This is a genomic window from Pigmentiphaga sp. MLSB6-MA01, from assembly GCF_058793475.1.
In genome coordinates this window covers 98,023-124,176 of the sequence record NZ_JBXAFV010000007.1, presented here as the reverse complement: position 1 = coordinate 124,176, position 26,154 = coordinate 98,023, and the positions used below count along the sequence as shown (strand labels likewise).

Sequence of the window (26,154 nt, the reverse complement as noted above, 5' to 3'; positions counted from 1 at the left end):
GATTCAAATGGAAAAACGCGTACGCGCCACAGTTTCCCGTGCCGCCCATGCCGACCCCTTCGGCGCCGGACTGTGCTTGGCCCCCGTGGCGCGCGCGCTGGCGCTGATGCTGGCGACAGGGGGCCTGGCCACGGGCGCCCAGGCGCAGCAGGCTTTCAGTGCGGCCTGGTTCAGCGCCAAAGGCGCCGCGCAGAACACCGCCGCGGCGACCGGGCGCCTGCCCGATGGCCGGCCCGCGTCTTTGTTGACCGATCCGGCGGGCTACCAGGTCCGGGCCAACGAGCAGGTCCAGCGCTCCATCCGCAACCTGAACCAGGCGGCACAGTCCATCGCTGCCCATCAGGCGGCCCAGGCGGCCGCGCGGCTGGCAGCTCGGAACGGGCAGTCGCCGATACCGGATGGCCTGGCCGAAGGTGGCCTGCAGGTCGATACGAATTCCCTGACGGCGGGCTGGCTGCACGCCAAGGCGCCGGTACAGTCCAGCGGTGGCGGCAAGACCACCGTGACGATCGAGCAGACCGCCGAGAAGGCGATACTCAATTGGGAGACGTTCCATGTCGGTCGCGACACCACGGTGAACTTCGACCAGCGTGCGGGCACCAACACCGCCGATGGCAGCAACCACTGGATCGCGCTGAACCGGGTCAACGATCCGTCCGGCCGTCCGAGCCAGATCGCCGGCCGGATCCAGGCCGACGGCGCGGTCTACATCGTCAACCGCAACGGCATCGTCTTCACCGGCAGCAGCCAGGTCGATACGCGCAGCCTGGTGGCCTCCAGCCTGAGATTGACCGATGCGCAGTTCAACAAGGGAATCAATTCGCCTTCGTACTATCCGGGGCAGGCAGGCACCGACTACGCCATTCCGACCTTCGGCGACTATGGCGAGACCTACCTGCCTCTGTTCGGCCCGGAGCGGTACACGCCCGGCGCGGCACCCGGCGCCGTGGAGGTGCAGGCGGGGGCCCGTCTCGACGTGGATGCCGGGGGCAAGCTGATGCTGTTCGCGCCCAAGGTGCGCAACGCCGGCCACCTGTCCGCGCCCGAGGGCCAGATCATCATGGCGGCTGGCGAGAACGTCTTCCTGAAGACGGCGGAGAACCAGACCAGCCTGAGCGGGCCGCCCGAGGTGCGAGGGCTGGACGTGGCGGTCGCCGCGCCCGCGCCCAAGCATTTCAGCTACCACCAGATTCGCGAGGGCGTATACGGCCTGGGCAGCGGCGCGGCGGCGGCGGGCGAGGTCATCGCCATCATGGATGCCCGCGCCGCCGAGATCGGCTACGAGGCGGTGAACACGGGAGTCGCCGAGTCGGCGCGCGGCAACATCACGATGCAGTCGATGAATGTCGAACAGCGTGGCGTATTGTCGGCCACGACGGCGTTGAACAACCGCAACGGCTCGATCTTGCTGCGCGCCTGGGGACAGGGCACGCACGCCTTCGCCGACAGCGTCAAGCAATTGCGCAACTGGTCGTCGGGCACACTGACGCTTGCCCCGGGCAGCGTGACGGTGGTCATGCCGGATGCCGCCGACACCGAGGAGATCGAGACGTCGGCGCTGGCAACCCGGTATGCGCCCGGCAGCGTTCGCCTGTACGGCAAGCTGGTCGATGTGCAGTCGCAGGCCACCGTGCGCGTGCCGGCCGGCATCATCGACCTGCAATCGGCCGCCAGCGCCTTCACGATCCAGGAGTCGGACCTGCCCGGCACCGCGCCCGACGGCAGCCGCATCTACCTGGACCAGGACGCGTTCCTCAGCGTGGCGGGCCTGCAGGAGGTCGAGGTGGCGATGTCGCGCAACTTCATCGAGGCCGAGCTGCGCATCAACGAGTTGCGCGATTCGCCCTTGCTGCGCGACTCGTGGCTGCGCGGAAAGAAGATCGTCATCGACCGCCGCGCGGCCGGCGTGTATGGCGATGGCCCGATGGCGGGCGTGCAGTGGGTGCCGGACGGCCAGGGCGGCTATGTGCCCGGCGCCTGGGTCGGTACGCCGCTGGGCGACGTCACGGGCTGGGTGGGCGTGGGCAAGACCGACCTGGCCGAAATTTCCACCGGCGGTGGCAGTATTTCGCTGGTGACCGAGGGCGGCGATGTGATCATGCGCCCGGGTTCGCTGCTGGATATCTCTGGCGGCTCGGTGCGCTACACGGGCGGCATGAACAACGCGACCAAGCTGCTCGGCATCGATGGCCGGATCTATCCCGTCGCCCAGGCCAGCCCCGACATGATCTATGTGGGCATCGCCGGCAGGTACGAGCTGCGGCATGACCGCTGGGGCGTGTCGCAGACCTGGAAGAGCGCGGTGATGGGCGCTGATCACTACGAACCGGGTTACCTGGAGGGACGCACCGCGGGTGCCATCCAGGTCAATGCCGGCGCGGCCATCGTGATGGAGGGCGACATCTGGGCGGGCGTGCAACGGGGCGAGCGCGATCCGCAGCGGCCGGCCCAGCCCGGCGGCACGCTTACCGTGGGTGGCGGCGCGTTTACCGACACGACCTGGTCTCCCGGCCATATCATCGTCACGCCCACGCCGTTGCAACTGGGCGCGGACTTCCGCGCCGACACGGCGATTCCGGACGACTGGTATGTCGCCCAGCGCCCGCTTTCCGAGGCGTCCGACGGCACGTCGTTCGAAAAGCACACCTATCTTGCCGACGGCATGCTGAACCGTTCGGGCCTGGGCACCATCAATCTGTATGCCACCGACGATTCGGCCATCGTCAGGGACGCAGTCCTGGATCTTTTCCCCGGGACGCGGTTCAATTTTCTTGCGGTGGAGAACGCCGGCATCGACATCGCCGTGCAAGGAAGTATCCATGCCCCGGGCGGCGTCATCCAGCTGGAGCCCCAGGGCGGCGATGTCCTACTGGGCGCGGCCAGTCGCCTGGATGCCGGCGGGTCCTGGGTCAACGGCTGGCACGACGGGCAGGCCGGGTACCCTTGGGCCATCGACGCCGGACGTATCGCCATCCTGCAAACCAACCCCGGCGAAGGCCGCCTGATCGCCGAGACCGGCGCTACGCTCGACGTCACGGGCGGGGCAAGGGTCCATCGCAACGGTAGCGGCAGGCCGGCACTCCAGTTCGGCGACGGCGGCAGCATTCTGCTGGGCGGCATCGATACCGCCAGCGGCCTCGCGGGCCTGGAACTGAATGGGCTGGCTCCAGGCGCGGGTGCGAGCCTGAGGCTCGACGTCGCGGCCGACGTGCAACTGGGGGGCGTGTCCGTGGACGGCGGGATCGTGCTGCCGCCGTCGCTGTATGCGGATCGCGGTTTCGGCGAGCTGATCCTCAATGCGGGTGGACATCGCGTGTTCGTGCCGGAAGGCGTATCGATCGTCCAGGAGACATACAGCATCGATCTGAGCGGCATCGCCGCAGCGCAGGTGCCCACCGGCGCGGATACCGCGCAGACGGGCCGGACAGGCAGGCTGCGTCCGGAGCAAGGGATGGCGTGGCGGGTCCCCCGCCTGGCCGTCGAGGCGGGCGAGATCTCGGTCGGAGCAGGGGCGGTGCTCCGTACCGACGCAGGCGGCCGTATGGCGTTCCTGGCCCGTGGGGGCAATGGCCTGGTCGACCTGCGCGGGACGCTCGAGGCGCCTGCGGGCGCGATCGATATCGACGCCAGCCGTATCGTGTTGGACGAGGGGGCGCAACTGTTGGCCCGTGGTGTCGATGCGACGTACGAGAACGCGCAGGGAGTGCGGACAGGCCGCGTCCTGGCGGGCGGCAGCGTGGTATTGGCCGCCGGGAGCCTGCACTTGCGCGCGGGCTCGCTGATCGACGTGTCCGGGACATCGGGCCGCATCGATGGGGTGCCCGGGGCAGGGGGCACCGCGTTCGCCGCCCGTCCTGTCGTGACGCTGGCCAGCGATGGCGGGGCGATCTCGATCCACGGCAGCGGAGTGGTGGAAGGCCGGCTGCGCGGCCACGCCGGAGGCGTTGGTGCGGCAGGCGCGCGCCTGGACGTCGCTTTCGCTCCGCCGTTGGTGGACCCGAACGGCTCGCCAGCGGAGCAGGTGCAGCAGACCTTGATGTCCATGGATCCCGATTGCTATGGGATCGCCGGCGACGGCGTGTGCGGGACGGGAGACTGGAAGGAAGCGCTGGGTGTGGATTGGCAGCCTTTCTTCAGAGACTTCTGGGGTATTCCGGTCGAGACGCCCGTGATCCTGCCGGTCGAACTGATAACCATGGCGAGCGGCGGCAACCGCTTCATCGTATCGGACAGCGCACCGGGCAGCACCGAGCCCAAGCTGCCGCGCGATCCGGCCGAATTCGGCCTGACGCCCGAGGTGCTGGACCTGTTCCGGGACTACATGATCTACACCGACGCGCTGCGCGAGATCTTCCAGGAGCCAACGCAAGACTACGCCATGGTGTTCCGGCCCGGCGCCATGGCCGACGGCGGGTTCGCCGACCTGGCCCTGGGCGGCGGCGCCACACCGATCCGGCTCGACGGCGCCTCGCTGTCGCTGGGGCGGTCGATCTCCTTTGATGGCCAGATCGTGCAGCATGGCCAGGCCGCGTCCCGTCTTGCCGCGCCGGTCATCACGCTGGCCGGGGCACGGGCCGACGGCGCCCCGCTGCGGGCCGGGGACGTCGCGCTGGCAGGAAAACTGGTGGTGGACGCGGGGGTGCTGGAGGTCCACGGCAATATCGCGGAGTCAGGCTGGGGCGGCCGCATTGGCGGTTTCCAGCAGACCCAGATGCGTGCGGACCACCTTCGGCTGGGGCGCCTGGCGGGCGAGTCGGTCACCCTCGGCGTCGATGGCGAACTGGTGATCGAGGCCGGGCAGGTGTATCCCGCGATGGCGGCCAAGGCCAGTATCCGAGCGGGCGATCTCCTGCGCGTCGAACCGCTGGGCCAGGTGGCGCCGCCTCTGTCTGCGGGCGGATCCCTGACCCTGCAGGCGCCCGTGATCGAGCAGTTCGGGGTACTGCGCGCGCCGCACGGCCAGATCGTGCTGGAGGCGTCCGAGCGCCTGGTCCTGGGGGCCGGCAGTTCGACGTCGGTATCGGGCGAGGGCGTCATCGTGCCGTACGGAGTGCTGCGCAACAACGAGCACTGGCGGGACCCGGCGCAGGTCGTCATCGACGAGAGCGACCCGACCCAGGGCTTGTTGACGGCTCCGCCCGAGAAGCGCATCGAGCTCAAGGCGCCCGACGTCGCGATGGCGGACGGCGCGGTGGTGGACATCGCCGGTGGTGGCGATCTGTACGCCTGGGAATTCGTGCCCGGCCCTGGCGGTTCCCACGACATCCTGACCCAGCCCGGCATGTACGCCATCTTGCCAGGCTACCAGGGGCCCGCGCTGGGAGCTGGCGCCGCGGCTGGCGACCGGGTATGGCTGGCCGGCGGCGATGGCCTGGCGGCGGGCTGGTACACGTTGCTGCCGGCGCGCTATGCGTTGTTGCCCGGCGCCTTCGCGGTGCAAGCGACGAGCCGCTCGTGGACGGGGATCGCGGCAGAGTCCGTCGCTGCGGCGGACGGCAGCCTCGTCATGCCGGGATGGCGCGGCAGCGCCTACGGCGGCACGCAGGATGCACAAGCCTCGGCGTGGCGCGTGCTGTCCGGCCAGACCGTCCGGCGCTACACCGAATACAACGAAGCGATGGCGAATGACTTTTTCTCGTCCGACGCCTTCAAGCTGACCCGGTACCGCCTGACCGGCCAGGACATCGTGACGCCGCGCCTGCCGCGCGACGGCGGCGCCGCCGTGTTCAGTGCCGGGCAGGCGTTGACGCTGGACGGCGAACTGCGGTCCCGCGCAGCCGTGGGCGGGCGCGGCGGCCTGGTCGACATCACGGGCGACAAGATCGCCATCGTCGGCGCCGGCCTCGATGCGTCGGACCTGATCGGCCAGGGCTTCCTGATGATCGATGCCCAGGACCTGAGCGGATTCGAGGCCGGCAGCGTGCTGATAGGCGGTACGCGACGGGGTGATCCGCTGGGCCTGGCGGTGGACGTGACGGCGAGCAACATCGTCGTGCGCAACGATGCGGGCTCGGCCCTCGAGGCGCCGGAGATCATCCTCGCCGCCAGCGACCTGCTCCGCATCGACGCCGGCAGCGTGATCGAGGCGAGCGGCGGCCCGGCGCCGGCCAGCGACCTGATCGTCGCTCCGCGGCAGGCCGCCCAGTACAACGACAACGGCACGCCCGGCGATCCCGCCGACGATACATTGCTTGCCCCCGAGCGCGATTGGGGAACCTTGATCCGCGTGGCCAGCGGCGACGCGGCGCGGGTGGTGCGGCGCGGCGTCGATACGAGCCTGGGCGGCCAGGTCAGCATAGGCGAGCAGGCCCGGCTGCAGGCTTCGGGCGCGTTGTTGATCGACGCCACGCGCACGACCGACATGGCCGGATCCGCCATGCTCGGCGCCAGGAGTCTTTCCGTATCCTCCGGCCGCATCGGTTTTGGCGGCTCGGGCGAGGGGCTGCTGCTCGAGGCCGGCGCATTGACGCAGTTGTCGCGCACCGAGGAACTCACGCTACGCAGCTATTCGAGCTTCGATTTCCATCAGTCGGTGAACCTCGAGGCGGCCGGTCTGCGTGCCGTCGTGCTCGATGGCGGCGCCCTGGCGGGCTACGGCGACGTCGATGTCGTCGTGAGTGGCAACCGCGTCACCCTGGCCAACAGCGGCGGGGTGACGGATCCGGTGGGCGCGGGCGCGGCCAGCCTGACGCTGGCCGCCGACACCATCGTCCTGGGTGCCGGCGAGAAGCGGGCCTCGGGCTTTGACCGAGTATCGCTGGTTGCCGCCGACCGCATCGTGGGGCAGGGCCAGGGCGTGCTCGACGCCGGGGCCGCCGACCTGGCGCTCGATGCGCCCGTGTTGACCGGCAGCGGAGCGGCCAATCTGGTGCTGCGCACCCGTGGCCGGCTCGACGTCTTGTCCGCCGCGGCTGCCGCACCCGGGACCGAGGCGTCGCAGGACAGCCTGGGATCGCGCCTGGCCTTGTCGGGCGGCAGCGTACGCGTTGGCGGACGGATCGAGGCGCTGGGCGGCACGGTGTCCATTACCGCGACAGCGGGCGATGTGACGCTGGTGGACGGCGGCGTTGTCGACGTGGGGGGCTTTGCCAAGCAGTTCTTCGACCTTTCGGAATACGCCGACGCGGGCCGTGTCGAACTCGCGGCGGTCGACGGCAGCGTGCGGGTCGAGGCCGGCAGCACGCTGAATCTGTCGGCCCAGCCCGGCGGCGGCAGCGCCGGCACGCTGGCCTTGACGGCAGGCAACGGCGGCAGCGTGCTGCTCGCCGGCGACGTCGGCGCCCACGCAGGCGAAGATGGACAGGCCGGATCCTTGTCCCTGGATATTGACGCATTGCCGGATTTCGGCGCCTTCAACGCCCGCCTGAACGAGGCCGGCTTCCTGCAGGCGCGCAACTTCCGCATTCGCAATGGCGATGTGACGGTCGATGGCCACACCCGGGTGGAGCAGTTCACGCTGTCCGCCGATCGCGGCAGGATCGATGTGGTCGGTACGGTCGATGCCCGCGCGGGATATGGGGGAGTCATCCGCATCATCGGCGGCGGCGGGGTGGCGTTGCGGGACGGCGCCGAGCTGCTGGCGGGGGCGACCGAAGCCATCGGTAGCGGCCGCGTGGCCCTCGTCGCGGTGGACGGCACGGCCGACCTGGCCGGCGGCCTCATCGACGTGGCCGGAGGCCAGGGTGGCAGGGTGCTCGTGCGTGCCCGGCGTCACGCCGACAATCTCGACCTGGCCGTGGACCGGCTTGCCACGCGCGTGATCGGGGCGCGATCGGCCGTGGTCGAAGGGACACGCAGCTACGACAGCGCGTCCGTGGGCGCCGTCAGGCAACGGGTGGTCGACGAAGCCCTGGCGTTTGCGTCGAATCGTGATGCGATGGCGGCGCGGCTGGGCGGCGCTGGCGGCTGGACGGTTGCCGCGGGAGTGGAAATCGTCGCCGACGGCGACCTCGCGCTCGATACCGACTGGAACCTGTACGAGGATTTCGCGGCCGCGCGGGGCGGCAGCCTGACCTTGCGCGCTGGCGGCAATCTGGTCATCGGCGGCCACCTGAGCGACGGCTTCGACCGCGCCGGCCGCGACGGCGCGCTGCAGGATACGGACGCCTGGAACCTGAGCCTGGTGGCCGGCGCCGACTTGTCGGCGGCCGACACACTGGCGCTGCGTCCGCAGGCGCTCATCGCGGCCGACAGCGGATCGGTCATCGTCGGCACCGCCGACACGGATCCGGGCGAGGGCGACAACGGCGCCGGCAAGCTGGTGCGCACCGGGACCGGCGACCTGACGGTGCGCGCCGGCCGCGACATCCGCCTGGCCCACCGGCAATCGGTCATCTACACCGCCGGCCGCCGCGACCCGTCCACCTGGGACGACTTCACGACGGCGCGCGCCGGCGCCGTCTACGGCATCGAAGGGGGCAACCTGGACATCGCCGCGCGGGGCAGCGTGTCGGCCGAGCCGTCGGGCCAGCGTTTCGTCCAGTGGCTGAACCGCCAGGGCGCCGTCAATGCCGAGTACTACTTCGGCGACTACCTGGGCGGCGAGTACGGCGAGCTGCCCGACGGCAGCTACGGCCCCATCCGCCGGCCGGCCGAGCAGTCGAGCTGGTGGATAGACTACGGCATGTTCGAGCAGGGCGTGGGGGCCCTGGGCGGTGGCAATGTCTCGGTCGATGCCGGCGGCGACCTCGCCAATCTGGTCGTGGCGCTGCCGACCAACATGCGCATGCGCGGCGGCCGGACTGCCACCGAGGAAAAGATCATGGAGACGCGCAATGGCGGCTCCTTTGCCATCGAAGCCGGTGGCGCCATCCTGGGCGGCCAGTACTACGTGGCCCGCGGCGAAGGGCGCATCAGGGCCGGAGAAACCGGGGTCGGCAATGCCGTCACGGTGACCATCGGCGACTGGGGCGGCGACCGCAGCTACGCGTTTGCGCTGGCGCCCGTGCTGGCGGTCGGGGACGCCACGCTGAGCGTGCGCACGCAAGGCGACATGGCCGTGCAGTCCGTGATCGACCCTTTGATGGTGCGCTACGGCAGCGATGGCAGCGGCGACTTGCCGTCCATCGTGCGCGGCGCTTACATGAGCGGCTATACGGACCGGACCGCGCTGCAGCTGGTATCGGTGGGCGGCAATATCGCGCTGGTCAACCAGGCGGACTACGCCTTTCGCGACGTCCGCCTGGAGAGCTACACCACCGATCAGGACAATCTGATCGGCCTTGGCGGCAATCTCTACCCCGCGCACCTGAAAGCGATCGCGATGAACGGCGGCATCGCGATCCAGGGGCCGTTGTACGTGCTGCCTTCCCGTGATACCAACGATGTCACCGTGGCCGCTCAGGCCGACCTGCGTTTCGGCCGGCCGGATGCCGCGCGCTACGCGCGGGACGGCATGCGACTGCAACTGGCCGAGCCGGGCCTGTACATGCCCTATGCCACGGCGGCGATGGTGCCATCGCCGGCCATGCCGGTGGGTTTCGGAGAACACTCGATCAGCAGCATGGCCATCCTGCTGCGCAACGAGATCGGTACCGCGTCCGTGCCGATCGGTTCGGCCTATTTCTCGAGCGCGGCCAATCCCGCGGTACTGCCGCTGATGGACGACCATGAGCCCAGCCGCCTCTACGCCGGCGGTTCCATCGACGGGCTCAAGCTCATCGCCAACGAACAGACCTGGGTACGCGCGGGCCGCGACATCCGGGGCCTGGACCTGCTGGCACGCAACCTGCGCCCTTCGGACGTGACGCTGCTGGAAGCCGGCAACGATATCCTGGAGGTGGGGGCGCCGCGGTCCGACTATTTCAACCATATCGATATCCAGGGTCCCGGATCGTTGCTGCTGTCGGCGGGCCGCGACATCTATGCCGACCGGCTGCGCATCGTGAGCCTGGGCAACGTCGGCCGGTACGACGACAACAACCGTCCCTTGCCGAGTTCCGTCATCAACGGATTGCCGGCGCAGGGCGCCGGCATCACGGCGATGGCGGGCATCAACGGCGAGGTCGCCTACGGAGCCTTCGCCGACGTCTACCTGAACCCGGCCAACGTGGCGGGCATGCCGGCCTACCTGAGGCAAGCGGGCGACGACGGCACCTTGTTGCCCGTCTATCTGACCGACGGCGCGGAAGTGCGCGACGATGGCACGAGCAAGACCACGCGCCGGGGCCTGGTGTCGTACGTGGAGGCCATGACCGGCGAAGAATTGGCGCCGCTGGCGGCCTGGGAACGTTTCCAGACGCTTGCGCAACAGGCGCAGCAGCAATTCCTGCGGCAGGTCCTGCTGCTGGAGTTGCGCGATGCCGGCCGGGACCAGAATTTTCCCGGCGAGAACGGCCTGCCGCGCAATGGCGGCTACAACCGCGGCTATGCCGCCATCGAGCGGATGTTCCCGGGAACGGGGTGGAGCGGAAACATCGCCGCCAACAACCTGATGCTGCGCACCATGGCCGGCGGCGATATCAACGTGCTGACGCCGGGCGGCGGCCTGCAACTGGCGGCGCTGGGCGCCACCGTGCCCGCCGGCTACGGCCTGGTGACGCTGGCTTCGGGGCACATCAACGTTTTCGCGCATGACGACGTCGTCGTCAATCGCTCGCGGCTGCTGTCATTCGTGCCAGCGATCACGCGCGAGGGCAGCGACCAGATCGTCTGGTCCACCGTGGGGGACGTCGACGCCGGCAGGGGGGCGAAGACGGTGAGGATCCCTTCGTCGGCCGATATCGTGACCGACACCGACGGCAATACGGAGATTCGCGAACGCTCGGACATGAGCGGCAGCGGTATCGGCACCGTGGGCGACGGGGACGTCGATCTCGTGGCTCCCGTCGGTACCGTCAACGCCGGCGACGCCGGCATACGGGTGGCGGGCAACCTGAATATCGCCGCGCTGCATGTGCTGAACGCGGAGAACATCCAGGTCAAGGGCAAGGCCACCGGCTTGCCGGTGGTGGCGGCGGTCAATATCGGCGCGTTGACGGCGGCCAGCGCCGCGGCGTCGCAGGCCGCCGCGGCGGCGCAGGATGTGCTGCAGCAGGAGCGCAAGGCCACGCGCAACAGCCTGCCGTCGGTGTTCACTGTGAGGGTGCTGGGATTCGGCAGCGAGCCGGCGCCTGCCGGGGGCAGGCAGGAAGGCGCCATGACCGACCTGCCGTCGGCCGGCGGCCGGGGCGGCGATCCGGCAAGCTACGTCCAGATGGTGGGGGCCGGCCGCCATTTCGATGCGCGACAGCTCGCCCGCCTGACGCCGGCCGAGCGCAACCTGCTGGCGAAGGAAAGGTAGCCGTGCCGGCCAACCTTCCGGATCTCGCCGGGGCCACGGTTCCGGCGAGATCCGCCGCCTTGCTCGGCGGCCGGCTGCAGGAAGTTCTCACCGGTAACTATGTCGGGTTCCACAAGCGACTCACGCGGCACCTCGGTTGCGCCGACCTGGCCAGCGAGAGTTTGCACGAGGCCTGGTTGCGACTGGGGGGAGCCATGCTGGTTCGGGAGCCGGGCAACCCCCAGGGGTATGTGTTTCGCGTTGCTTGCAATGCGGCCATGGACTTGTTGCGTGCCGACCAGGTGCTTCGTCCGGTCGATGGAAGCACGGCGCTCGAGGGCGTCGTGGACGAGGCGCCGGGACCCGAGCGCATCGCCGCCGCGCGCGCTTCGGTGCGGGCGCTGGACCGGGTCTGCCGTGGTCTGCCGGGACGGCACCAGGCGATCTTGTTCGCCTTGCGGATCGACGAGGCGCCGCGGCAGGAAGTCGCCGCCCGCTACGGGCTGTCCGTGCGCAATGTCGATACCGTCCTGCGTCAGGCGCTCCGCCGGTGCGAAACGGAACTGGCATCCACGAAAGCGCGGAATTGTCTACATCGTTAAGTATTTCGGGCGCCGTTGGCGGGCTGCGCGGAGCGCCTGGCCCGGCACGGGGTGGGGCCACGCAGGAACGAAAAGAAAAGCCGTCATCGAGGAGACCCGCCCATGAAGATCCCGCACATGCCGTTGTCCGCTCTCGTCCTCGCCGCCCGGCCGGCCAATCCGGGCGCGGCGCGGACACGGCCGATGTGCCGGTCGGCGATGCGGCCAGCTTCGCGTGTGTGACGGAGTAGGAAGCGATGGGCCGGGGCGTCCCGGCCCATCCGCTCACTTCGACGCCGTCAGCGTGTCGTAGCTGGTGATCAGGTTGCGGTAGTCGGGGATGTGGTTGGAGAACAGCGCCGCCAATCCTTCCACGTCGTTGCGCCAGTCGCGGTGCAGTTCGCAGGCGGCGCCGAACCAGGTCATCAGTTGCACGCCGGCGCGCGACATGCGGTCCCACGCGGCATCGCGAGTGAGCGCGTTGAAGGTGCCCGACGCATCGGTGATGACGAAAACCTCGAAGCCTTCCTCGATGGCCGATAGGGCGGGGAAGGCCACGCACACTTCGGTGACCACGCCGGCGATGATGAGCTGCTTCTTGCCGGTGGCCTTGACGGCCTTGACGAAGTCTTCGTTGTCCCAGGCATTGATGTTGCCCGGGCGCGCGATGTAGGGCGCATCGGGGAACTGGGCCTTCAGTTCGGGAACCAGCGGGCCGTTGGGGCCGTTCTCGAAGCTGGTGGTCAGGATGGTGGGCAGCTTGAAGTATTCGGCCATGTCGGCCAGCGCCAGGACGTTGTTCTTGAACTTGTCGGGGTCGATGTCGCGGACCAGCGACAGGAGGCCGGTCTGGTGGTCCACCAGCAATACGGCGGCATCGTTCTTGTCGAGGCGGATGTAGGGCTTGCTCATGGTCATGCTCCTGGTCGGGTGGGACTGGGTGAGTCCCCGGGGAAGCGCGAAAGGCGTCCTCCGGGGGTGGGTCAGGCGGCCCGTTCGAAGCGGCCGGCGTTGTAGTCTTCGATGGCCTGCTGGATCTCGGCCTGCGTGTTCATGACGAAGGGACCGTAGCCCACGACCGGCTCGTCGATGGGCTCGCCCGCCAGCCACAGCAGGATGGCGTCATTGTTGGCCTCCAGCGTGACACCCGTGCCGTCGCGTTCGAAATGCACGAGCTGCCCCTCGCGAGCCAGCGTGTCGCCGTTCACCAGCACCGTTCCGCGCAGCACGACCAGCGCCAGCGTGTGGCCGGGCGTGCCGTCGAAGCGGGCCTGGCCTCCCTGCGCCAGACGGATGTCCCACATGTCGATGGGCGTGTGGGTCCGGGCCGGGCCCTTGCCGCCGCCGTATTCCCCGGCGATCACCCGCACGCGGCCGGCGCCGTCGGGCAGGTCGACCGAGGGGATCTGCGCATCGAGCAGCGTCTGGTAGCCCGGGGCGCTCATCTTGTCCCGCGCGGGCAGGTTGACCCACAACTGCACCATTTCTATGGTGCCGCCGCGCTCGGTAAAGGCACGTGAATGGAATTCTTCGTGCAGGATCCCGCCCGCCGCCGTCATCCATTGCACGTCGCCCGGGCCGATCAGGCCGCCGGCGCCGGTGGAGTCGCGATGCTCGACCTCGCCCTGGTAGACGACGGTGACGGTCTCGAAACCCCGGTGCGGATGGCGGCCCACGCCGCGTGGACGGGCCGCGGGCGGGAAGGGGGTGGGGGCGGCATGGTCCAGCAGCAGGAACGGGCTGAGGTGGCGGCCCAGTCCGTCGTAGCCGAACAGCGAGCGCACGGGAAACCCGTCGCCCACCCAATGGGGCCGGGGAGCGCTGTAGACGCCGAGGATCTTCTTCATGCCGATCTCCTGGAAGGGGAACCGTGGTAACGGTCGATGGAGACATCATATGGACGGGACGAAATTCCCGGTAGATGGCAGAATTCGCATGGAGCGTTCTATTCAAGGAACGATGGTCATGCAAGACCTCAACGATCTCTATTACTACGTGCAGGTGGTGGACCACGGCGGCTTCGCCCCGGCCGGCCGCGCCCTGGGCATTCCCAAATCCAAGCTCAGCCGCCGCATCGCGCTGCTCGAAGAACGCCTGGGGGTCCGGCTCATCCAGCGTTCGACCCGCCGTTTCGCGGTGACGGAGATCGGCCAGACCTACTATGGCCACTGCAAGGCGATGCTGGTGGAGGCCGAGGCCGCCGATGACGCCATCGCGGTCATGCACGCCGAGCCGCGCGGCATCGTGCGCCTGGCATGCCCGGTGGCGCTGCTGGACGCGCGGGTGGCCGACATGGTGGCCGAGTTCATGGTCGCCTATCCCCGTGTGGAAATCCACCTGGAGGAGACCAACAGGCGGGTGGACGTGGTGGGGGAAAGCATCGACGTCGCCCTGCGCGTGCGTCCGCCGCCGCTGGAGGACAGCGGCCTGGTCATGCGGGTGCTGGCGAACCGTGCGCAGTACCTTGTAGCCTGCCCGGAACTGCTCAGGCACGGCATGCCCCGCGTGCCCGCCGATCTGGCCGGCCTGCCCAGCATGGCGCTGGGCGTGCCTCAGCAGGAGTATGTCTGGAATCTGTTCGGGCCCGACGGCGCGCACGCCGCCGTGCGCCACCATCCGCGGCTGATCACGCGCGGCATGCCGGCGCTGCGAGCGGCCGCCGTGGCAGGGGCGGGCGTGGTCCAGCTTCCCGCCATGATGGTGCGCGACGAGCTCGTCAGCGGCGAACTGGTCCATGTCATTCCGGGGTGGGCACCTCCGCGCGAGATCATCCATGCCGTGTTCGCATCGCGGCGCGGCCTGCTGCCCGCCGTGCGGGCGCTGGTGGACCATCTGGCCGACCGGTTCGCGTCGCTGGACGAAGACTGAGGAGCCGCCCGGCCATGGACGACGATCGCAAGGGCGCGGACGCCAGGAGTTTTCCCGACTATCGCCAGATCAGCATATTCACCGCGCTATACGAGGTCGCGAGCATCGCGCGCGTGGCCGCGCGCCTGGGGATGAATCCTTCCACGGTCAGCATGGCGCTGGCCCGGCTGCGCGAGATCTACCGGGACGATCTGTTCGTGCGCAGCGCCGTCGGCATGATTCCGACCATTAAGGCCGAAGCGATCTATCCGGGCCTCAAGCAGGCCCAGCAGCTTTTGCAGGCCAGCGCGCTGGAAGGCGATGCCTTCGATCCCGCGGTGGCGACACGCCATTTCCGGGTGGCGATGAGCGAGATCGGCGTCTATGTGCTGATGCCCGGCCTGCGTTCGTTGCTGGCGGGCGAGGCGCCCGGCGTCAGCCTGGAACAGATCGAGATCACGGCCGACACGCCCTGGCACCTGGAGTCCGGCACGCTGGATCTGGTGCTGGGGCATGTGCCCACCATGGGCAAGTCGGTCATCCGGCAGCGGCTGTACCGCGAGCACTATGTCTGCCTGGGCCGGGCGAACCATCCCGCGCTGCGGGCCGGTATGCCGGTCGAGGATTTCCTGCGGCTGCCGCACCTGTCGGTGGCCAGCCGGGGTCGCAACCGCCAGCGCTGGGAGGACCATGCGGCCGAGAGTCTGGGCGCGCGGCCCAACATCCGCCTGGAGCAGTCGAGTTTCGCCGGCATCGAGCATCTGCTTGCCGACAGCGATCTGGTGGCCGTCGTGCCGGCCCGGCTGAGCCGCGCGCTGATGCGCTTCGCGCCCCTGATGACGGTCGATCTGCCGTTCGAGTCGCCCAGCTACGTGGTCCACCAGCATTGGCACCCCCGGCACAGGAAGGATGCCGGCGCGACCTGGCTCAGGAAGGCGCTCGCCCGCATCGCGCAGGGCTGAGCGCCCGGCCGTTCATTCGACCGTGATGTGGTTGCGCTCGATCAGGGCCTTCCACATCGCGCGTTCCGCCTGCAATTGCTGGCTGAACCTGGCGGGCGTGTCCGAGACCGGGATGTAGCCTTGCTCGATCAGGCGCTGCTTGACCGAAGGTTCCTGCATGGCCTGGACCACGGTCTGGTTCATTTTCTGGACGATGGCATCGGGCGTGCCCGCGGGCGCCATGACGCTGAAGGATTGCGGCACGTCGGGCAGGCCCTTGTCGGTCCAGACCGGCAGCTTGGGAAACAGCGGCGACTTGCTGCTGATGGCGAGCGGGACGGCCTTGCCGGACTTGATGTGCGGAAGCACCGAGGCGACGTCCGATTGCAGGAAGTCCAGGCGTCCGCCCAGGAAGTCCTGCATGGTCGGGGCCATGCCCTTGTACGGGACGTGGGTGAAGGCGGCGCCGGTCTTTTCTTCCATGACCTTCACGCCCAGGAAGGTCGGCGAACCATGGCCGGCCGACCCGAACGCCAGTTTGCCGGGTTCGTTCTTGCCGGCGGCCAGCAGGTCGTCCAGCGTCTTGAAGCGCGAGCCGGGCGGCACGACGTAGACCAGGGGCGCGTCCACGCCGCGGGCCACGGGCACGAGATCCTTTTCCGCGTCGTAGGGCAGGTTCTTGTACAGGTAGGGATTGACGGCGATCGCCGGCGTGGCCGAGACCAGGAAGGTGTAGCCGTCGGCCGCGGCGCGTGCCACCGCCGCCGCGCCGATGTTGCCGCTGGCGCCGGGTTTGTTCTCGACCACGACGGTCTGCTTGAGCCCCTTGCCCACGCCTTCGGCCAGCAGCCGGGCATAGATGTCGGTGCCGCCGCCGGGCGAGGAGGGCACGACGAAGGTGATGGGCTTGGCGGGCCAGTTGTCGGCCGCGGAAGCGGCCAGGGCGAGCGACAGCGCGCCGGCGCCGCCGACCAGGGCCAGGCCGCGTGCAAGGGGGGTGGGGATCATGGGTGTTTCCTCCGGATGTTCTCTTCTTGGTCCGAGTATTTCACAGGCCGGCCCGCAAGTCGGTCATGGAATCTGATGTCAAAGATCAAATGAATTGATGATGCCTTCGGGTGCACAATACGCGCTCGACATACAAAGCGGAAAACGGGGGAGCATGCTCATGAACGCAATCGTGCTGGAGGCGCGCCGTAACCTGGCGAGGGCCAACCGCATCCTTTACCTGAAAGGCATCGTCGACGGGTTCGGGCACGTCAGTTGCCGGCATCCCGAGATCGCGGGCCACTATCTGATTTCGTGCAACCGGGCGCCCAACCTCGTCAGGGAAGCGGACATCGTCGAACTGGACGCGGACTCGGACCCGGTGGGTGGCGACACCCGGCGCCTGTACCTCGAACGCTTCATCCATGGCGAGATCTACCGCACCCGCCCCGATGTCCAGGCCGTGGTCCACAGCCATTCGGCGGCCATGATCACCATCGCCGCCACCGACGTGGCGGTCAAGCCCATGTTCCACATGGCGGGGTTCCTGACGCGGACCGCGAAGTTCGACATCCGCGAGGCCACCGGCCGCGAGACCGACATGCTGATAGGCGACCCCGACCTGGGCCGCCACCTGGCCGACACCCTGGGGCCCGCCAGCGCGGTGCTGATGGTCGGCCATGGATCGACCATGGTGGGGACCAGCCTGGAGGAGGCCATCTACCGGGCGGTCTATGCCGAGGTCAATGCGGGCATGCAGCTGGGAGCGATGCGGGTGTCGGACCGTGTGCGCTACCTGTCCGAGACCGAGTCAGACCTTGCCACCGAGACCAACCGCGGCCAGCTCAAGCGGTGCTGGGACTTGTGGTGCGAGGAAGTGGACATCGATGCCTGATCCGTGCGCGGCGCTACGCGGGCGCCGCCGTCGGTGGTATCGTGCGATCCGGGCGGCCCACGGGCCGCCACACAATAAATAAACAAGGCAAGGGGACATCGCCATGAAACGGATCGTGGGAGGACTGGCCGCGCTGGTATTGGCGCTGGCCGGAGGGGCAGGCATGGCGGCGGAATCGCCCGGCGTGCAGGTCGAGAAACTGATGGAGAGCGGCGCTTCGTGGGATGGCCGTCCCTATGTGGCCTATCCGTCGGGCGCGCCGATGCTGACCGTGCTCAGGATCTCCATACCCGCGCACAGCGCGCTGCCCTGGCATACCCATCCCATCCCGAATGCGGCCTACGTGCTGTCGGGCGAACTCACGGTCGAGAAAAAGGAAACCGGCGAGACGCGCCTGCTCAAGCAGGGCGACGTCCTGCCGGAAATGGTGGGCGAATATCACCGCGGCGTGACCGGCGACCAGGGGGTGGTGCTGATCGTGTTCTATGCCGGCAGCCGCGGCCTGCCGCTGTCGCAGCAGTAAGGGGCGTCAGCCTGCCTGCACCGGATTGCTGAGCGTGCCTATCCCCGCCACGGTGACGCTGACGGGGCCGCCGATCTTGCTGAGGTCGGCGTTCTGGACGGCCCGGCCGGGCTTGCCGCCCGAGGCCAGTGCCGTGCCCATCGACACCACGTCGCCCGGCACCAGCGTCATGTAGCTGGAGACGAAGGCCAGGACCTCGGGCAGCTTGTGGAAGAGGTTCGCCGTGTTGTCGCTGGCGTACTGTTCTTCGCGGACGTGGCACGAGATGTCCAGCGCGTGCGGATTCGGGATCTCGTCGCGGGTGACGATCCACGGGCCCAGCGGGGAGAACGTGTCCGAGCCCTTGTAGCGGCCGCTGTACGAGACGTGGCTTTCGACATAGCGGATGCCTTCGCCTTCCAGCGCCGGATGGATGGCGCGGTAGTGGAAGCTGTCCTCGTCGCGCATGGTGGGCGAGGTCAGGTCGTTGTGGATGGTGTAGCCGAAGACGTGGTCATAGGCGTCGGCCGCGTCGATGTCGCGCGCCAGCTTGCCGATCACGACCGCCAGTTCGGGCTCCGGATGCACGCGGCCGTAGTGGGGCTTCAGGCGCACCGGTTCGCCGTGGCCGACCAGCGCCGACCAGGGCTTGGTGAAGATCGCCGGATGTTTGGGGCCCTTGACGATGCGGTCGGTGTTGGCGCTGTTGTTCAGGGCCAGGCAGCACAGCTTCGAGGGCCGCGGCACGGCGGGAAGGAAACGGACCGTGTCCATGGGCAGGCGCGGCAGGTTGGACTGGCCGAGCGCGGCATGCACCTGCCGGAGCTGTTCCCAGAAATCGGGGCCGGCTTCGATCAGCCGGTGCATGTCGAGCGGGCCCGAGAAGCCGGGCGCGAATTGGCGGCAGGCGGTTTCGGCGTCGACCAGTTCGGAGTCGGAGATCACGAATCCGACGCGCGCGGTGTCGGGCCGGTCGAAAGTGGCGTAGCTGGCGAGTTTCAAGCGAGGCTCCAGTCCTGATGGAAAGTGGGAGCGAGGCGGCGCATGGGCCGCCTCGCGGCACGACAGCTTAAGTCCGCTTGGCGGCGGTGCAGAACCGCGTCGCCGTGTCTTTCCGTGTGGCGGAACGCGTCAGCCTTGCGCCAGCCGCGCGCCGACGGCGGCGCAGATTTCCTGGCGGGTCCGGTCGAGTTGCTCCACGCACTCGCGCAGGCGCTCCGGGGTCAGCAGCGCGCCGAAGGTGGTCAGCGACAGCACGCCCAGCACGCGTTCGCCGTGGGCCAGCGGCACCGCCAGCGTGGTGCTCGAACCGCGGCCCTGGCCCTTGCGCAGGCCGTAGCCGCGCCGTCGCGTGATGGCCAGTTGGTGCTGGATGTCCTGTTCCACCGCCGGCCACAGGCCCGGTTCGGGCAGCGAGGCTTGCATCCATTGCAGCAGGCGGTCGCGTTCGGCCTGGCCGCAATAGGCCAGATAGGCCTGCCCCATGCCGGAATGCACGAGGCCGTGGACATGGCCGACCGTGGTGTGCTCGGACCCGATGGGGCTGTAGGGCATGGAGCTGTAGCGCACGACGATATGGCCACGGTCCAGGGTGCCCAGGGCCAGCGGCAGGCCGGTGGCGCGCGTGCTCTTGAGCACGATGGGGGCGCCGACCTCCACCACCAGCTCGGGTTCGGAAAAACCCTCGCTCAGGCACAGGACCTTCTCGGTCAGCGTATACGTGCCCTTGACCACGTCCGCACGCACGTATCCCTCGCTCTTGAGCGTCGCCAGCAGGCGGTGGATGGTGGACTTGGGCAGCCCGGTGGCCTGGTGCAGGGACTGGAGCGAGCTCTGCGGCTGATGATTCAGCGCCCGCAGGATGTTCAGCGCCCGGACTACCGGCCCGATAGCGTTCGTTTCGGACATGCCTGCCGTTTCCTCCGTGAGCCTGGCCGCTTCGATCATAGCGCCGGGCCGGCCATTGCCGAGACCAGCCCGTTCCGTACTACGGAATGCCCGCGCGCGGAGTGGCGTCCGTGGCCGGGGGGCGCTCCTATACTGCGCCCCGGCGACCCCACAGAGGGAAGCGACCCTGAAGACTGAAGGAGACCCGATGGGGACTTGCACCTTATCCCGACGCGCCATGCTGGCGCTTGCCGCCGGCTCGATGCTGCGTCCGGTTGCCGCCGCCACCGGCGCGGCCTCCGGCTATCCGGGCCGTCCGGTGCGGCTGATCTCGTCGTTCGCTGCGGGCGGTACCACCGACATCCTCGCGCGCCTGGTGGGCAAGCAGTTGTTTCCGGCGGCGGGGCAGGCCGTCGTGGTCGAGAATCTTCCCGGGGCGGGCGGAACGATAGGCGCGGCGGCCGTCGCGCGCGCGCCGGCCGATGGCTACACGCTCGAGATGGGCGGCGTGTCCACCCACGCGATGGCCGGCGCGCTGTACAAGCAGTTGCCGTTCGATCCGGTGGGGTCTTTCGAACCGGTGTCCATGCTGGTCTACGCGACCACCGCGATCGCCGTGCCCGCCTCGTCGCCGTTCCGGGACCTGTCGTCCCTGATCGCGCATGCCCGCGCGAATCCCGGCAAGATCACCTATGGCTCGGGCGGGATCGGCAGCATCAATCATCTGGCCCTGGCCTCGCTGGCGAGCACGGTAGGCATCGACCTGCTGCACGTGCCGTACAAGGGCGGCGGGCCGGCGGTGACCTCGCTCCTGCAGGGCGAGACCCAGTTGTTCGCGGGCGGCAGTTCGCTGCTGCTGCCGCATGTGCGGGCCGGCAAGCTGCGGATATTGGCCGTGACCGAAGACAAGCGAGCCCGCGTCCTGCCCGACGTCCCCACGGTGGGCGAGACGGTGCGCGGGTTCCGCGTGGTCAATTGGTACGGCGTGCTCGCGCCCCGGGGCCTCGCTCCCGAGATCCGGGAGACGTTGTGGCGCGAACTCGACCGCGTCATGCGCCTGCCCGAAGTCGAGCGCCAGCTCGATTCGATGGGCCTGGAGTATCCGGGCATGTCGTCGGCCGCGTTCAAGACCGCCCTGGCCGAAGACAAGGACCGCTGGGGGCGCACCATCCGGGAACTGGGCATCCTGCCCGAATAGGAGATCGATATGCGGACCATTCTGCTCGCCGTCCTGGGGACGGCCATGTTGTCCACGTCGCCCGCGTTGCGGGCGCAGGAGCCGGCCTATCCGGCGCGGCCGATCCGGCTCATCGTGGCGTTCGGGCCCGGCAGCGTGAACGACGCGATGGCCAGGGAACTGGCCAAGACCCTGTACGCCGAACTGGGCCAGCCGGTGATCGTCGAGAACAAGCCCGGCGCGGGCGGCGTGGTCGGCACCGACTATGTCGCCAAGGCGGCCCCCGACGGCTATACCCTGGGCTTCGGCACCAGCTCGCAGCTTGTCATGAACGTCGGGCTGCAGAAATCGCTGCCGTTCGACGTGGAGCGAGACCTGGCGCCCATTGGCCTGGTCTCGCGCACGCCGCTGGCGCTGGCGGTGCCGACGGGCGGGGCGGGTTCGCTGGCCGATCTGGTCAAGCAGGCCAAGGGGCGTTCGCAGTCGATGACGTATTCGTCCAGCGGCGTGGGCTCGATCAATCACATCGCCGGCGCCGCGTTCGCGCGCGCCGCCGGCATCGACCTGATGCACGTGCCGTACAAGGGCGCGGCCGTGGCCGCCGCCGACCTGGCCGCGGGCCGGGTCGACATGATGCTGGTGACGCTGCCCAGCATGGCGGGACTGGTGGAGCAGGGGAAGGTCAAGGTGCTGGCCAACGGCATCGACCGGCGCGGCGCCTCGACGCCCAATGTTCCGACGTTCGCCCAGGCCGGCTTGCCGGCCTTCAAGGGCTACACGTGGAACAACGTATTCGCCCCCGCGGGCACGCCCGCCGCGATCATCGCCAGGCTCAACGCCGCGCTGAACCGTGTCCTGGCCGACCCGCAGGTCGTCCAGTTCGCCCAGCGCCAGACGGCCGAGATCATGGCGCCTTCCACGCCGGCGCAGGCCCTGGCGTTCGAGCAGGGCGAGCGCGCGACCTGGGTGCCGTTCATCCGCAGCCTGGGCATCGAGCCCTGATGACTCAGCGCGGCGGAACCCGCGAGGACAGCGGCGGCGGCTGGTAGCCGACCTGGATGCGGCAGGTCTGCTTGCCGCCGTCGCCGTAGTCCCGTTCATAGCCCTTGCACAGCTGGGCAACTTTCGCGGGCGTCGGCTTTTCCCCTTTGTCCACCCAATCCATCAACGCGGTGAACACGGCGGGATACTGGGGCTCGCTCAGGTAGCTGTGTTCGGCGTCGTCCGAGAATGTCTGTACCAGCCGGTCGCCGCTGCCCGCGCGGTCGACGATCTCGCGGTAGGCCGATTCGAGTTCGACGAAGGCGGTCGGGTCGTGGATGGCGTGCAGGGTCAGCACGGGCATCGCGAGCCTGCCCGTGGGCGTGCTGTCCACCATGAGGCGGCCGACGGCCAAAGGATCCGCGCGATAGCGGGCCACGCCGGCGTTCAGCGCGGCGTCGTCGGAGGAGCCGCCGTAGACCACCTTCTCGTTGCCGAAGGGGTTGCGGCCGTCCAGCCGTTCCTGCGTCAGATCGCGGAACAGCCAGGTGGCCCAGTTCATGTTGGACACGAAGGTGCGTTCGGGAATCTTCACGACCGACAGGATGGTCTTGAGCCTGGCCGCCTGTTCGGCGCTGCGCTGCGCCGCCGGCAGGCCGACTCCCGTGCACGTCTTGATGCGCGCCGCCAGCTCCGCGCGGGTCAGCGGAGAGTCCTTGGGCAGGCCCATCCACAGCGGATACTGGGGTTCGTCGGGACGTGGATGGTTGCGGCAGACGTACTGGTAGACCACACGCAGGTCCAGGCGGAAATCGTAGGCGGTATCGCCCCCGCCCAGTACGCCGCTGGTCAGCAGCACGGCATCGTAGGGGCCGGGGCGGCCTTCGACGATGCCATACAGATCGGCCGCCTTGGACGCCACGCCGCCGCCGTAGCTCTGGCCGTGCAGCAGGGTTCGGCGGGGCTGGCCGAATTGCCGTACGAACAGGCGGCGCAGGCGCTCGGTGTCCTCGGCCGCCATGGTGACGCCATAGCCGCCGCGGCGGTAGGACGAGCCGGCCCAGGCATAGCCCGCCTTCACGGTCACCGCCCAGCGGCTCAGGTCTTCCTGGCTGCGCTTCAGGGTCGACGGGCCCAGGTCGGGGCCGCCGTGGGCGTGCATGACCAGCACCCGGTTCCAGTCGCGGGGAATCGCGATCCAGTAGTAGGCGCCTTCGCTGTCCTGTCCGTTATAGCAGCGCGCGTCGGCGGGGACGTCCTTGGGGCAGGGGGCCGGCCGGGCACGATCGGTCGCGGCATGGGCCGTGGCGGCGGCCAGCGCCAGCGCGGCCAACAAAGAGAGTCGGGTCAGGGTTTTCAATGGCGGACTCCGGTGGCGAAGATGGCGGTCGATCCCGTGCTCGAAGCGTAGCCCAGGATACCGTGGGTGAAGAGGAAATGGTTGGCGCCCGAGGCGCCTGCCTGGGCGACGCCCGGCACCGGCGTGTCATAGGCCACGGCCACCGTGCCGCCGTCCAGGTCCAGCGTGGCGCCTGACAGGGTGGCTTCGAGACTGCGCCCGCCGGTGCCCGCGACCGCGTAGACCCCGTCGGCCGCGCCGGAGGCCAGCGATTGCTGTGGCGCATAGAGGCGCAGGCCATAGCTGGATGCCGATTCGCGTACCAGTTGCAGCGGGACCGCGTTGCCGTTGACCAGGCCGATCACCATGGAGCCGGCGGGCGTGCCGCCGGTGGTGGTGGCCGGATTGGCGGACGGGGTCGTCAGCAGGTCGAAGGCCCCGCGTCCGGCGTTGTAGACGATGTATCCCTTGGCGGTGGACGTGCACGCGGCGTCGTAGGTCATGAAACCGCCGGTGACGGGGTCGAGGCACAGCTGGAAGGTGCCGGCATTGCGCAGCCGGCCCGAGGCCTTGTAGGCCGAGGGTGTTCCGCCCGCGCCATGGTGGACGCCGATCAGGTTGTAGATGTCGGCGACCGGGTTGAAGACCGTGGGCGAACCCGTGTTCTCGAACGTGGTGGCGAAGGCCAGCAGCGGCACGAAGCCACCGCCCGAGGCCGGCAGGACGCCGCCCTGCAGGACGCCGCCGGCGGCGAATGCGTAGGCCGCGCCGCCCTCGTCGCTGGCGTAGGTGCAGGTCGATTGCGCGCGCAGGCTGCCCTCGCGCACGGTCCCGGCCGCGCGCTGCATGCTCGCGTCGATCGTGACGGTGTAGCGCATCGAACCGGGGTCCACGGTCACGGTCAGTTCCTCTCCCTGTGTGTTGCCGCCCTTGTAGCGGGTGGCCACGGCGGGCAGATTGGGGCAGGCCAGCGGGTCGCCGGTTTCCTGTACGCAGCTGTAGTTGACGGCGGCGTCCAGGCTGCCGCTGCCGCGGTACTTCGGCCAGGCGGGGTGCTGGCACAGGGGCCGGGTGCGGCCATACGTTCCCGCCACCGCGTCGGCCGCCACGGGCGTGCCGGGAGGCAGTCCCTGTTCTACCCAGCCTTCCAGCGCGGCCAGCGAATCCCAGTTGGGAATGAATACGCCGGTGCCATGGCCCATGCCGGGCACGGTGTAGAAACGCACGCCCTTGTCCACCGCTTCCCGGCCCACGGTGGCCACCACGCGTTCGTAGTAATCGATGGTGGAGTTCGGACTGATCACCTCGTCGGCCAGGCCGTGCAGCATGATGAGCTTGCCGCCGCGGGACAGGAAGGGGCGCAGGTCGGGGTCGGTGGCGTCGGTGATCGCGGACACGGCCTGCACGCGCGCGGTGTACGAACCGGGGTTCTGCGGGTCGAAGCCCAGCGTGTCGAAAGTGGCCGAGCGGGTGACGAAATATTTCACCCACTGGTCGCCCGTGACGTACATGTTGGCATCGGCCGAGGTCGCCGGATTGCCGGGCGCGCGGCGCGAGCCCAGGTCGCGCGACGTGTAGGGGCCGGCTACCAGCGCGCCTTCCAGTATGTTGTAGCCCCCCGCGCGCGCGACGTCGTTGGCCAGCCGATAGGCGGAGAACTCCAGCGGCGCCTCGAGTGTCCGGATCGTGGCCAGTTGCGCCGCGGACAGGCAGTGATCGCCCTCGTCGGTGCCCGAGGGGCAGCGCATGGCGGCGAGGTTGGCGGCGTTCAGCAGCCGGCAGCTTTCCACGTTGCTGATGATGCCGTCGACCGCGCCGTCCAGCTTGTCGCAGGCCTGCTTGACCGTGTTCTGCACCATCAGCGTCTTGGCGACGTTGAGCCAGCCGGCCCCGCCGTTGGCGTACAGGGCGCGGCCGAGCGCGACGTTGGACAGGCGTGTGCCGGAGTAATTGAGCGCGGGTTCGTTGGCGATGACGCCGTCGTAGTCCATCGGCCAGCGCTGGATGTGCGCCAGCGCGTCGCGGCCGCCGGTGGAGGTGCCCAGGAAGTAGGCATGCCTGGGCGCCATATCGTAGTAGGCTTGTACCAGTTGCGCCGCGATGTCGCGGGTCTTTTTCAGCGACTGGCCGCCGTAGTTGGCCAGGGCCTCGTCGTCGGCGGCGAATTTGCCGTCGGTGATGCTGCCGCTCTGGTGGCCGGAGTCGTCGCCGTAGGTGGCGTAGCCGAGCGCCAGCGGGGCGGGTTTGTCGGCGGGGCCGAAACGTATGGTTTCGGTACCGTCGATGAGCCGGCCGTTGAATCCGCCGCCGCCGAAGTGGATGGTCTTGCCGTTCCAGCGCAGCGGCAGGTTCAGCGCGAAATTGATGTCGGGCGAGCTGGCGTTTACCGGCTTGATGACGCCGCGGATGCGGCAGTAGGCTCCCAGGTTGTTGCCTTCGGCATCGGCGGCGACGTCCACCGCCTCCGAGACCGACGCGCCGCCCGAGGGAAGCGTCAACTGGCCTGGGGAGAAGCCGCGCGCGGCAAGCGAGGCGCAGGCCAGCGCGGGGGCATAGGGCGGACCCGAGGCGGCCGGAGGCTCACCGGGCGGGTTGCCGGCGGGCGAATCGCCATCGCCGCCGCCGCAACCGGCAAGGGCCGCGAGGGCAAGCAGCAGGGGCAATGGCCGGGCGGGAAAGGGGCGGGGTGCGGTCATCGTATCGTCTCCATGGCCGGCCCTCTCGAGGCGGGGCACGTGCACGGCGGGATGATGCGAG

Annotated in this window: 15 protein-coding genes; 8 read left to right on the top strand and 7 right to left on the bottom strand. The window is 69.2% G+C overall.

Annotated features, from left to right (window positions below):
• The first annotated feature begins 7 nt into the window (after positions 1-7).
• Together AC1Q6E_RS13595 and AC1Q6E_RS13590 are read left to right on the top strand one after the other, a co-directional pair.
• Entirely contained in the window at positions 8-11,281 is an 11,274-nt protein-coding gene (locus AC1Q6E_RS13595; RefSeq protein ID WP_492572928.1) for a filamentous hemagglutinin family protein, read from the top strand.
• Positions 11,282-11,283: 2 nt separating this feature from the next.
• Positions 11,284-11,862 carry an RNA polymerase sigma factor gene (locus AC1Q6E_RS13590; RefSeq protein WP_492572927.1) on the top strand — a complete coding sequence of 193 codons (579 nt, stop codon included), beginning with the start codon at positions 11,284-11,286 and terminating at the stop codon, positions 11,860-11,862.
• A 264-nt stretch (positions 11,863-12,126) separates the two neighbouring features.
• Here AC1Q6E_RS13590 and ycaC read toward each other — a convergent pair whose 3' ends face one another.
• Positions 12,127-12,753, bottom strand: coding sequence for an isochorismate family cysteine hydrolase YcaC (gene ycaC, locus AC1Q6E_RS13585; protein ID WP_152800112.1), 627 nt, complete (start codon positions 12,751-12,753; stop codon positions 12,127-12,129).
• Positions 12,754-12,824: 71 nt separating this feature from the next.
• Positions 12,825-13,688 carry a pirin family protein gene (locus AC1Q6E_RS13580; RefSeq protein ID WP_152835793.1) on the bottom strand — a complete coding sequence of 288 codons (864 nt, stop codon included), beginning with the start codon at positions 13,686-13,688 and terminating at the stop codon, positions 12,825-12,827.
• Positions 13,689-13,806: 118 nt separating this feature from the next.
• On the opposite strand from AC1Q6E_RS13580, the gene AC1Q6E_RS13575 reads away from it, so the two are divergent.
• Both AC1Q6E_RS13575 and AC1Q6E_RS13570 read left to right on the top strand, forming a co-directional pair.
• Entirely contained in the window at positions 13,807-14,709 is a 903-nt protein-coding gene (locus tag AC1Q6E_RS13575) for a LysR family transcriptional regulator (protein ID WP_152799694.1), read from the top strand.
• 14 nt (positions 14,710-14,723) lie between these two features.
• Positions 14,724-15,650, top strand: coding sequence for a LysR family transcriptional regulator (locus tag AC1Q6E_RS13570; protein ID WP_152799692.1), 927 nt, complete (start codon positions 14,724-14,726; stop codon positions 15,648-15,650).
• Between the two features lie 12 nt (positions 15,651-15,662).
• Here AC1Q6E_RS13570 and AC1Q6E_RS13565 read toward each other — a convergent pair whose 3' ends face one another.
• On the bottom strand, positions 15,663-16,637 hold the full coding sequence (locus AC1Q6E_RS13565; protein WP_152799690.1) for a tripartite tricarboxylate transporter substrate binding protein: 975 nt from the start codon (positions 16,635-16,637) through the stop codon (positions 15,663-15,665).
• Positions 16,638-16,791: 154 nt separating this feature from the next.
• Between AC1Q6E_RS13565 and AC1Q6E_RS13560 the strand changes: the two genes are divergently transcribed.
• Together AC1Q6E_RS13560 and AC1Q6E_RS13555 are read left to right on the top strand one after the other, a co-directional pair.
• Positions 16,792-17,511: a class II aldolase/adducin family protein gene (locus tag AC1Q6E_RS13560; RefSeq protein ID WP_152799689.1), complete on the top strand. Its 720-nt coding sequence runs from the start codon at positions 16,792-16,794 to the stop codon at positions 17,509-17,511.
• Positions 17,512-17,614: 103 nt separating this feature from the next.
• Positions 17,615-18,034 (top strand): cupin domain-containing protein, encoded by a 420-nt coding sequence (locus tag AC1Q6E_RS13555; RefSeq protein WP_152799687.1) that lies wholly within the window; start codon positions 17,615-17,617, stop codon positions 18,032-18,034.
• 6 nt (positions 18,035-18,040) lie between these two features.
• On the opposite strand, the gene AC1Q6E_RS13550 is transcribed toward AC1Q6E_RS13555, so the two are convergent.
• Entirely contained in the window at positions 18,041-19,015 is a 975-nt protein-coding gene (locus tag AC1Q6E_RS13550; RefSeq protein ID WP_296556865.1) for a fumarylacetoacetate hydrolase family protein, read from the bottom strand.
• 129 nt (positions 19,016-19,144) lie between these two features.
• Positions 19,145-19,921 carry a helix-turn-helix domain-containing protein gene (locus AC1Q6E_RS13545; RefSeq protein WP_296556866.1) on the bottom strand — a complete coding sequence of 259 codons (777 nt, stop codon included), beginning with the start codon at positions 19,919-19,921 and terminating at the stop codon, positions 19,145-19,147.
• A 187-nt stretch (positions 19,922-20,108) separates the two neighbouring features.
• Here AC1Q6E_RS13545 and AC1Q6E_RS13540 point away from each other — a divergent pair, with 187 nt between their 5' ends.
• The gene (locus tag AC1Q6E_RS13540; protein WP_492572926.1) at positions 20,109-21,098 is read left to right on the top strand and encodes a Bug family tripartite tricarboxylate transporter substrate binding protein; all 990 of its coding nucleotides are present in this window, start codon (positions 20,109-20,111) and stop codon (positions 21,096-21,098) included.
• Positions 21,099-21,107: 9 nt separating this feature from the next.
• Positions 21,108-22,079 (top strand): Bug family tripartite tricarboxylate transporter substrate binding protein, encoded by a 972-nt coding sequence (locus tag AC1Q6E_RS13535; RefSeq protein WP_152799681.1) that lies wholly within the window; start codon positions 21,108-21,110, stop codon positions 22,077-22,079.
• 4 nt (positions 22,080-22,083) lie between these two features.
• Here the strand turns inward: AC1Q6E_RS13535 and AC1Q6E_RS13530 are convergent, their stop codons facing one another.
• Both AC1Q6E_RS13530 and AC1Q6E_RS13525 read right to left on the bottom strand, forming a co-directional pair.
• Positions 22,084-23,418, bottom strand: coding sequence for an alpha/beta hydrolase (locus AC1Q6E_RS13530; RefSeq protein WP_152799678.1), 1,335 nt, complete (start codon positions 23,416-23,418; stop codon positions 22,084-22,086).
• Entirely contained in the window at positions 23,415-26,093 is a 2,679-nt protein-coding gene (locus tag AC1Q6E_RS13525; protein WP_492572925.1) for a tannase/feruloyl esterase family alpha/beta hydrolase, read from the bottom strand. Before AC1Q6E_RS13525 ends, AC1Q6E_RS13530 begins: the two co-directional genes overlap by 4 nt.
• Positions 26,094-26,154: the final 61 nt, after the last annotated feature.